This window comes from Anaerovibrio sp. JC8 (assembly GCF_002100115.1).
Taxonomy (GTDB): domain Bacteria; phylum Bacillota; class Negativicutes; order Selenomonadales; family Selenomonadaceae; genus Anaerovibrio.
This window is the reverse complement of record NZ_ANBM01000022.1, coordinates 1-11,041: the sequence shown is the minus strand read 5'-3', so window position 1 is coordinate 11,041 and position 11,041 is coordinate 1. Positions and strand designations below refer to the sequence as shown.

Sequence of the window (11,041 nt, the reverse complement as noted above, 5' to 3'; positions counted from 1 at the left end):
GGAACGGGTAATCTCGTTACGGGCAACACACTTAACCTTTCTGGCGCGAACACGGTGGGGGCAGATGTGCAAAACTTTGCCAGCATTAATATTACTGAAGCCAAATGGGGCTCTCCAACCCTAACAGTAAGTGGTTCCCTCTCCAATGGTGATGGCAAGCCTCTTCCAACTATCAGCACTGAAGGGGTTATTATTGACGTTCCGCTTCCTTGGGAGAAGGCGACTGGCAACTCCACAAATCTGATTGAAACCACCAATGGGATTAACGCCAACTATACTCCAGTGTCTGATATTAAGCAGGAATATGTTGTTAATTCCACCACTGTAAAGAACTTTGTCACGGGAGTAGAAGTGGATGCCGCTATAAATTGCAGCATTGACTTTAGTGCAGATAAAAAGGTACTGGCATATACAATAACTGCCAATCAGGCCAGCAAACTTACCTTTGGGGATGTGGAATGGAAGGACAGCGGGGCACTGCTGAACCATAAGACCACCCTGAGCAATGTATCCTTTGACGGGGCAGCGGTAGATACTTCCAATATTAAATTTACCCATATAGAAGAACTGGCAGCCAACAAGAAAATGACGCTTGTTTCCGACTTCGGAAATTCCGTCGGCACGATTACCGGCACGAAATATAAGGTCGGCTCCACCCTCGAAGGTACGGGCAAAGCGTCACTGGTCGGCAATGACCTGATTTTTACCGCTGATACCGTCACGTCGCAGGAGCAGACACACAATACAGTAATGGGCGCGGAGGTTGGCATGGCTGCGCTTTCGGCGGGCAACGATTTCGTTGGTGCAGCTGTAGATGGTCTTTCCATGGGCTCCAATACCGGCACTGACGGTCTGGCAACCTTCGCCCAGATGGGCGGCGGCACCATGCGTCAGGAGACGGGCAGCCATGTGAACAGCCACACCTGGAATGCCATTCTGGCCCTTGGCCATCAGAACGTGAAGAAGTCCGGCACTACAGAATATGGTGCCTTCTTTGAATATGGAACTGGAAACTATTCAACCTTCAATGGGGATGTTCGTGGTGACGGCTCCATGCACTATACAGGTGGCGGTTTATTGGGCAAGTGGACCAGCCCACGGAAGGACTATATCGAGGGAAGCATCCGCCTTGGCAGCATAAAGGATGATGCCTCCAATGTGCTGACAGATGGCACCAATACTTACGGCTACAATACCAGTGCCGGTTACTATGGCTTCCATTTGGGCTATGGCAAGGTCTTTGATTATTCCGGCGGCCGGAGCCTTGATGTATATGGCAAGTTCTTCTACAACCATCGCAACGGCGTGTCCTTTGACGCTGGCGGCCACTATGATCTGGATGCCATCAACAGCCAGATTCTCCGCCTTGGTGCCCGTTATTCCATGAAGACCAGCGACCAGTGGAAATGGTACGGCGGCCTGGCCTATGAGTACGAATTTGGCGGCGAAGCCACCGGTACTGCTGACGGGATAGCTATCCGTGGCGCCTCAACCAAGGGTGGCAGCCTCCGGGCAGAGGTAGGGGCTACCATTACCCAGGACGATTCCCCATGGACCGTGGACCTTAACCTTACAGCCTTTGCTGGCAAGAAGCGGGGCCTCACCGGCGGTGTGGGATTAAAGTATAATTTCTAAAAAGTATAAAGTGTTATAAATTAAACGGGGCAGTTGCCAAATGGTTGCAACTGTCCCGTTTAGTTGTATACGAATATCCATTTTAGGAAACTGAATATTATATTAATTAATTATCTTATATAATTGACAAAAAAATAAAATAGATATAATTATCTTACGAATAATTATAGGTTACGCAAGAATAATTAAAAAATGATATATACTTCAAACAAATGCTGGTATGGAAGAATTTATCTTCTAAGAAATGTTTAATATGGTATAATGAAAGCGATAGAAATATGGACAGGAAATGGAAACTGGACTCGAATGGTATCCCATTTGAATTTCCCACATTTATGTTAAATAAGGAAGAATATGCAAAGATCGTTAGTGAAATTAATAGTATATATTATGATACATACCTTAATAAGGAGATTGCATTTCACCCTTCTATTGGTTTAGATGGCAATTACTATGTCTATTATTTTGAGAATCATGGTTTTGATGATTACAATATAATAGACAGGTTTAGCATATAATGAAGGAGGATAATTATGGAAGAATTATATAATAGACTAACGGCCTTTCCCGATTCATATTTTGGCTTTATTATAGGTGTAATAACTTATGTGAAACAAAAACCAGGACGTTTGGAACGCGTTATGGATTATCTTAATTCATCCGATAGTCTCACGACTTCTGATGTTGGCAGATTTATTGTTTCTCAGCCAGATTTCCACGAATTTGGTGCCAGCAGACAATCAGGGGAACAGGCAAGTTAATAATAATATTTACTCAGCATCTTGCAAAAAGCAGGGTGCTTTTTCTTTTGCTGCATTATCTATGACAAAAATATTATAGAAGAAAAGTCAATTGGTCTAAAAATCGACCACTTTTTGCAAAAATCGACCACTTTTTGCAAAGTCGTTGAATTTGGGGAATTTTGGTGCTATTTTAATATCCGAGGGATTATGTGTGCCGCAGGGCACAGTATATATACATGGAGGGTATGAATTATGGAAACATGGAAGTATAGAAGTCCACTAGGGAGGGACATCGGCACCAGCAAAGCCACTAAGGGCAGGGGCTGGAAAGGTTTAAAGGGACAGATGGCTCTCGCTCTCGCCGTATCGCTGTGGATGGCGACCGGCGGGGTGGCATCGGCGCAGGAAATAGTCGTTGACGAGGACCTTGGAAATGGCGTATACGGAAACACGGCGTACCCCAATGAGAAAAGCAAGTGGTGTTACTTCAACGAATCTAATCCCAATAACAACATGGTTACGGTAAATAATGGAGTTACGGTAGATGGGTTTATATGTGGAAGCCTTGCTAATAACAATAACGTGACAGGCAACAAGGTCATTGTGAATGGCACGGTAAATTACTATGTCAATGGCGGGGAATCATGCTATGCGAACGCACAAAACAATATCGCCATTATCAATGGTACCGTCCAGAAAAATGTTTACGGAGGATTTACGTCTGACGGCAGTGCAAGCGGGAACAGGGTCACCATAAACGGCACGGTAAACGAAGATGTTTACGGCGGTCATGGCAAGTACGGCGCGACGGGGAATTTTGTCACTGTAAACGGCAAGGTAGATGGAAATGTGTACGGTGGTGGAGTCATTTATGGTAACCCCGCTACTGGTAACATGACGGACAACGATATCACGCTGAACGGCGCGAAAGTTACAGGGAATGTATATGGTGGTTATAACAGCTCGGGCGAGTTGGTAACAGGCAACACGCTGAACCTTTCTGGCGTGAACACGGCGGGCGGCACGGTGGGGAACTTTGCGACCATCAATATTAAGGAAGTGAAATGGGGAACCCCTGTACTGACAGCAAAACAATTCAATAATGTGAACAGAATCAACGTGGACAACCTCGTCCTTACGAATCCAAGCGTCGCCGGCGGCTCGACGAACCTCCTGACCTCCACCAATGGTGGCTTGGACACACCAACGGTGACAGGAACACTGCAACCACAAGCATATACTAATTCTCCTATTGTCGCCGGTGTAATGGCAGACGGCACGCTGAATGGTAAAATTGATACAAGTGCGAATGCCATAACCTATACGACCACATCAAACGTTATTTCAAAGCTCACCTTCACCAATGTGGCATGGAAGGACAGCGGCGCACTGATCAATAACAGTGCGGGGGGATATACCTTCACCGGCGATACGGTTCTGGACGCCTCAAAGCTGACCTTCACGGGACTGGACCAAACGGCAAAGACCGGCGATGCAATGACGTTGCTCTCGAATGCAACGGGAATCACTGGAGACCATATTACACAGCCCACAAAGACCTCCTACGAGTACGAGCTAACTCCTCTCACCGGCTTGATGATAAACGGCGCGGTGACAGGCCAAATCGCCGTGGACAGCAGCAATGTCAACTATCAGGTGACGGGGAATAATGCCAGCAAGCTCACCTTCACCGATGTGGAATGGAAGGACAGCGGGGCCCTGCTGAATCATGCCACCACTTTGAGCAATGTATCCTTTAACGGGGCGGCTGTAGATACCTCCAATATTAACTTTACCAATATAAAAGAATTGGCAGCCAACAAGAAGATGACTCTGGTATCAGATTTTGGTGACAAGGTGGGCACCATCACCGGCACCAAATATAAGGTGGGTTCCACTCTGGAGGGTGAGGGCAAGGCCTCATTGGCGGGCAATGATTTGATTTTCACTGCGGAAACAGGAACTTCCCAGGAGCAGACCCATAATACCGTTATGGGAGCAACCTCTTCCATGGCAGCCCTTTCTGCTGGTAATGATTTCGTAGGCACCGCTACTGAGGGCCTTTCCTTGGGCTCCAACATCGGGGTTGACGGCGTTTCCACCTTTGCCAATATGGGTGGTGGCTCCATGACACAGGAGACGGGTAGCCATGTTACCAGCCACACCTGGAATGCCATTTTGGCCCTTGGCCATCAGAATGAAAAGAAGTCCGGCACTACAGAGTACGGAGCCTTCTTTGAATATGGCAAGGGGAACTATTCCACCTTTAATGGGGATATTAGGGGTGATGGTTCCATGCACTATACTGGCGGCGGCCTTTTGGGCAAGTGGACCAGCCCGAAGAAGGACTACATCGAGGGCAGTATTCGCCTGGGCACTATAAAGGATGATGCTTCCAATGTTCTTACGGATAATATGGGCAACACTTATGGTTATAACACCAGTACTGGTTATTATGGCTTCCATGTGGGTTATGGCAAGGTCTTTGATTATTCCGGCGGCCATAGTCTGGATGTGTATGGCAAGTTCTTCTACAACCACCGCAATGGTGTATCCTTTGATGCTGGTGGTCATTATGACCTTGATTCCATTAACAGCCAGATTCTTCGTGTGGGTGCCCGTTATTCCATGCGCACCAGCGATCAGTGGAAATGGTATGGCGGCCTGGCCTATGAGTATGAGTTTAATGGGGACGCAACAGGTTCAGTAACGGCGGCTGGTATTACTTCTGCCATCCGTGGCGCATCCACCAAGGGCGGCAGCCTCCGTGCAGAAGTGGGAGCTACCATTACCCAGGCCGATTCCCCATGGACCGTGGACCTTAACCTTACAGCCTTTGCTGGCAAGAAGCGGGGCCTCACTGGCGGCGTGGGATTAAAGTATAATTTCTAAATAGTTCATATCACATATCATTAAAAAATCCACTGCTTTGGCGGTGGATTTTTTATTTACTATGCTTGGTTTTTTTCTATTGAATTATTGCTGTTTTCATGATATTTTGATGGTAAGTGAAAACATGCCTCATGGCATAACAAATGTGCATGGAGGGGATAAAAATGAAAGCGGAAAAACATAGAAGTCCACTAACAAAGGACAGCACTTTTAGTAAGAATAATCGCTGGATAGGCCCCAAGGGGCAGGTCGCTCTGGCACTGGCCATATCGCTGTGGATAGCGGGGGGCAGTGTAGTTTCGGCGATAGATTTAGATGATTATATAAACGATATACACCCCAAAACCAATGGTAATGTGTATTGGCCTCATGACGACAAGGATACCATGGAAAATAAAGCTTATAATGGTACGACAAAGACAGATGGGAAAATGCTGACACTCAGTGGCAGTTGGGGGCCGATTCCCTCGGACGACTATTTTTATCATGCTACCGAATTCGCTGCGGGCTTTGTCATGACTGAATTTGTTGACAACGAGTCTGCAAACAATTGGAGTTCGAATGCTACACTGAATATACAGAATGCGACCTTTGATAAATTTGGTAAAAACCTTGAATTTTCTGGAGCATATAATAACAATTGGGACTATACAACTATACAAAACAATGGGGTGGTCATCACTGACAGCAAGTTTGTGGCCAGTGATGGCAAAAAGGTACATATTTATGGTGGGTACCGGAGGGTTGTGGGAACTGCTTCCGGTAATACCGTCACCATTGCGGGTACACTGGACGAAAATAATAAGCCGAAGACCAGTTTTTCCGGCACCACAACTATTTATGGCGGCTACAGGGAGGAAGGGCAAACTATTTTTGATGATAGTTATTTTTCCGATAATGCCATTAATCTTTATGGCTCGATGTCCATGAATAATGTTACTCTCTGGGCATACGACTACGGAGGTCATAGGGGGGATAATCATCATAGCGGTAACGAGCTTCACCTGGGGGGCACGAAAAACGGCCAGACTGCCAATGGTATAGCCTTTTCCGCCTGGCAGGGCTATGATGCGGATGGAACAACAGTCAATAATACCGTGAAGGAAGTTACCAGATTTGATACCATCGTCATGCATAAGGTTAAATGGGATACGACTACCCCAGCCTTGAAATCCACCAATGGCTTTACCAGTTTTGGCCACGGACTGGATATTACCGACATAACTTTTGAAGGGACTCCGGTGGGTATAATAACCCTTTTAAAGTCACCAAATTACGACTTTAATACACTGAATCTGACCTATAATAATGGCACTACCACAACAACAGCAAATCTGGCTAAGGGCTCTTCTGAGTCATGCCGTCAAATTGTAAAGCAGGAGACGGGGGTATCCAGCCAAGAAAATGGTGTGGAATTGACTTATAATACAACTCATGAGGTTTCCATTGCGGACCAAACCAAGGTTGAGTATTCAGTCAACTGTGATGTAACAGACGTTACCTTTGGCAGAATGGCCTGGGGGACTCCTCGTGTTGCCACAGATAAAAGCTATGATTATACTCATGCTAAAATTGACATGTCCAATCTTAAATTTAATAATCCGGAGAGTATCACTGCCGGTGGAACTACGATTCTCCTTAAAGCCAACGATAGACTTAGGCATATAGCGGCAACTGCCCAAAATGTATCCTATGAGATTATCCCGGCGAAGGGCGTAATTGTCAATGGATCGGTTAACGGCAGCTATAAGACAAATGTTCACCATGAAATTGAATACACAGCAACAGCCACCCACTCTCCAAAGCTGATCTTTCGTAATGTGGAGTGGAAGGACAGCGGGGCACTTATCAACCATGCAACGGATGCAACGAAGAACATCGACTTTACAGGGGCAGATGTAGATACCTCCAATATTAGCTTTACCAATGTAAAAAAACTGGCAACCAATAAGCAGATGACCCTGGTGTCTGATTTTGGCACGGCAGTGGGAACCATCAGTGGGACCCAGTTTAGTATTGGCCCTTTGAAGGGCGAAGGGCATGCCTTCTATGAGAACAGCAATCTCCGATACCTGGTAACCAGGGGAATTGACGGGACGGTGGATGTCAGCGGTAAGACAAAGGAAATAACGGGTGGCACAACGGTGATGGGGGATGCTATTGGTGCCGCTACTGTCAGTGGTACAGCGGAAAGCAACAAGGTCAACGTATCCGGCGCAAGTAAGGTACAAGGCAATGTTGTGGGGGCAGTGACAGTTAGCGGATTGGTAAATAAGAATGAGGCCAATATCACCGGCAATAGCCTGATAACTGGCAATGTGGATGCGGCCCATACGGATAGCGGTTCTGCCACCGCCAATACTGTCAATGTGGAAAGCAGTAAGGTTAATGGCAATGCTGTGGGGGCTGTAACGGATAGTGGCGTGGCCATCGGCAATGTGGCCAGTGTCAATGGTGGCCGTGTCGGCGGCGATGTGGCCGGAGCCACCAGCAACAGCGGTACCGTCAGCAACGGCAATACTGCCAAGGTGCAGTCAGCTGAGGTGGGCGGCAATGTATACGGTGGCAAGAGCACCAGCGGTGAGGTAAATACCAGTATTGTCAATGTGTCCGGCGGCACAGTAAAGGGCAGTGTCTATGGTGGCCAGACTGATGGCGACAAGAAGGCTGACGGCAACCAAGTGAAGCTGGAACAAGAGGCCAAAGTACAGAAGGATGTCTACGGCGGCTACAGCCAGCAGGGTATCGCCACCGGAAATAAAGTAACAGTGGATGGAGCCACAGTAGATGGTACTGTCTACGGTGGCAAGAGCAAGGATAAGTCCGACAATAACTCTGTGAGATTAAATGGTGGCACCGTTGGGGCAATTATTGGCGGTGGCTGTGAGGAAGCCAGCGGCAATACCGTAATCATAACCGGCGGTGAGGTGCTGAACGGGGTCTATGGTGCCAAAGCGGGTACTTCCGCCACAAACAACACCATTACCATGACCGGGGGCAAGGTGAATAATGTTCTCTATGGCGGTTATACAGAAAGTATGACGGGAACTGCCATCGGCAACATTGTTAATCTATATGGCATGGCGGATGTATCCAATGCCAGCGTATTTGGTGGCAATAGCAGTGCCATTGCTGGCAATACCCTGAACATCGGGACTATGATAAATAGTGTAAAGAATATCGCCAACTTTGAAACCATGAATTATGTGGCAGTTCCTTGGAGCAAAGAAAAAGCCGCCGTTACTATTTCTGACGGAAAGGCAAGCGACTTGTCTACTACCAAGGTCAGCGCGGCCAAGGTTTTTTTCACCGATACCACATCTCTTGAAGCCGGCGATACCATGACTTTGCTGGATGAGCAGAAGGTAGCGGTAAATGAGCGGGTACAGGCTGGCAATATTACCAAGGAAAGCAAGTATACTGCTGGCAGTTCCCTTAAGGGTACCGGCATATTGTCTTTAGATGACAGTGGTAATGTTGTTTATAAGGTTATTGAAAAGAAGGCCCACGAACAGACACATAACACAGTTATGGGAGCAACGGCTTCCATGGTGGCCCTGTCAGCGGGTAATGATTTCGTCGGTGCGGCTGTGGATGGGTTGTCCTTGTCCTCAAATACCGGCACTGACGGTGTTTCCACCTTTGCCCAGCTGGGTGGGGGCTCTATGCGTCAGGAGACGGGCAGCCATGTGGACAGCCACACCTGGAATGCCATTCTGGCCCTTGGCCATCAGAACGTGAAGAAGTCCGGCACTACGGAATATGGTGCCTTCTTTGAATATGGAACGGGGAACTATTCCACCTTTAATGGGGATATTAGGGGTGACGGTTCCATGCACTATACTGGCGGCGGCCTTTTGGGCAAGTGGACCAGCCCGAAGAAGGACTATATCGAGGGCAGTATCCGCCTGGGCAGCATAAAGGACGATGCTTCCAATGTTCTTACGGATAATATGGGCAATGCCTATGGCTACAATACCAGTACTGGTTATTATGGCTTCCATGTGGGCTATGGCAAGGTCTTTGATTATTCCGGCGGTCGGAGTCTTGATGTATACGGCAAGTTCTTCTACAACCACCGCAATGGTGTGTCCTTTGATGCTGGCGGCCATTATGATCTTGATGCCATCAATAGCAAGATTCTCCGTGTAGGTGCCCGTTATTCCATGCGCACCAGCGACCAGTGGAAATGGTACGGCGGTCTGGCCTACGAATATGAATTTGGCGGGGAAGCCACCGGTACCGTTGCTGGCATAGCCATCCGTGGTGCTTCTGTCAAGGGTGGCAGCCTCAGAGCTGAAATTGGTGCCACCATTACTCAGCCGGATTCCCCATGGACAGTGGACCTTAACCTTACAGCCTTTGCTGGCAAAAAGCGTGGCGTCTCCGGCGGCGTGGGTTTGAAGTATAATTTCTGAGGAGGACACCTCATCCGTCAGCCTATCGGCTGACACCTTCCCCTCAAGGGGAAGGCATATTGAGGGGATGATACCTCGTATACCCGAAGATTTGTAAATAACAGCTGCACGTTCTTGTGCAGCTGTTATTTTTTGCGTTTTTCTGGAAAAAATGCAGTTTAGATGCAACAAAAAACGTCAAAAGGTCTAAAACCATCACTTTTTCGAAAATCCCATCACTTTTTGATTTCCTATTGAATTTTTGGAATTATCATGCTACTTTTTGCACGAGTAGATGCCCTCCCTGGAGGGGAGGGGGGACCGTCCTTGGACGGTGGGTGAGGTGTAACAAGGAGGAAAATGAAAATGGAAACAAGGAAGTATGAAAGTCCACTAGGGAGGGACATCAGCACCCATAAAGCCACTAATGGCAGGGGCTGGAAAAGTTTAAAGGGACAGGCTGCTCTGGCACTGGCCGTATCGCTGTGGATAGCGGTGGGCGGCGTCGAAGCGGCGGATATTACCATCGGAACTGGCGGCGATGTCGCTTCCTGCGACTTTGTATACAACGGGCATACCAGCGGCACCGCCAACGACGATGCAGGCGAGCAATCGAATCACAGCACCACCATCACTGCAGGCGGTACAGTAAACTATAGTGCGTATGGCGGCAATAGCAGCAATAGTAATGCTATAAGCAACAGTGTCACCATGACCGGCGGCAAGGTTAGTGGGCATGTCTATGGTGGTTATAGCAGCAGTGGCGAGGCGAGTCACAATAATGTTTCCTTTTATCCCCTTTTTTAATAATTTTGTATACATGAGCAATTTGAATGGGCTTTTTTATTGCCAGTGAAGAATTGTTTTTTATATCCGAAAAAATATAATTTAAGTAGAGAAATAAGTGGATAAATGATTTAAAATGGGGGTGTAAATCATGACCAAAGAAGAAGGGGTTAAAGCATTTGTTGACCTTGGTATGGATGAGGATGTTGCTATAAAAAGAGTAGATGATTTATACGAACTTGGGCCTGAAGATTTTGAACGTAGCATGGATATTCAATTAAATCTTATTAAAATGTTGCCTGAGAGGGAATTTTACGGAAATGAGAATATGGAGGTGGATTATATTCCAAAAGGCCGTCTCGCTCCGTATCCAAAGAAAAACAAAGAAGATACTATTTAGATTTTCTCCATTTACACAAAATTGTAGGTGATTATATGCAGGACAGATATGCCGGTGATGTAGGGGATTATGGAAAAATCGGATTATTGAAATGCTTGCAGGACCATGGCTTTACCATTGGTGTTAATTGGTATCGTGTTCCCGCTCTGGACAGTGAAAAGAAGGAAGATGGAACATTTAAGCAGCTT

Annotated in this window: 6 protein-coding genes; all 6 read left to right on the top strand. The window is 47.1% G+C overall.

The features are described from left to right. A partial coding sequence (locus tag D081_RS12770) for an autotransporter outer membrane beta-barrel domain-containing protein (protein WP_198942007.1) occupies positions 1–1,635 on the top strand: 1,635 nt, incomplete at its 5' end. A 533-nt stretch (positions 1,636–2,168) separates the two neighbouring features. Then, positions 2,169–2,396, top strand: coding sequence for a hypothetical protein (locus D081_RS12370; protein WP_085024474.1), 228 nt, complete (start codon positions 2,169–2,171; stop codon positions 2,394–2,396). 234 nt (positions 2,397–2,630) lie between these two features. Beyond that, on the top strand, positions 2,631–5,270 hold the full coding sequence (locus D081_RS12365; protein ID WP_085024473.1) for an autotransporter outer membrane beta-barrel domain-containing protein: 2,640 nt from the start codon (positions 2,631–2,633) through the stop codon (positions 5,268–5,270). 164 nt (positions 5,271–5,434) lie between these two features. Beyond that, a complete protein-coding gene (locus D081_RS12360; RefSeq protein WP_085024472.1) occupies positions 5,435–9,688 on the top strand; it encodes an autotransporter outer membrane beta-barrel domain-containing protein in 4,254 nt (1,417 codons plus the stop codon). A gap of 345 nt (positions 9,689–10,033) precedes the next feature. Then, positions 10,034–10,474 (top strand): hypothetical protein, encoded by a 441-nt coding sequence (locus D081_RS12355; RefSeq protein WP_085024471.1) that lies wholly within the window; start codon positions 10,034–10,036, stop codon positions 10,472–10,474. Positions 10,475–10,604: 130 nt separating this feature from the next. Beyond that, a complete protein-coding gene (locus tag D081_RS12350) occupies positions 10,605–10,853 on the top strand; it encodes a hypothetical protein (protein WP_085024470.1) in 249 nt (82 codons plus the stop codon). The last annotated feature ends 188 nt before the right edge of the window (positions 10,854–11,041 follow it).

Coding starts and splice junctions, on each gene's coding strand:
- D081_RS12370 (WP_085024474.1), top strand. CDS start 2,169: ATGGAAGAATTATATAATAGACTAACGGCCTTTCCCGATTCATATTTT.
- D081_RS12365 (WP_085024473.1), top strand. CDS start 2,631: ATGGAAACATGGAAGTATAGAAGTCCACTAGGGAGGGACATCGGCACC.
- D081_RS12360 (WP_085024472.1), top strand. CDS start 5,435: ATGAAAGCGGAAAAACATAGAAGTCCACTAACAAAGGACAGCACTTTT.
- D081_RS12355 (WP_085024471.1), top strand. CDS start 10,034: ATGGAAACAAGGAAGTATGAAAGTCCACTAGGGAGGGACATCAGCACC.
- D081_RS12350 (WP_085024470.1), top strand. CDS start 10,605: ATGACCAAAGAAGAAGGGGTTAAAGCATTTGTTGACCTTGGTATGGAT.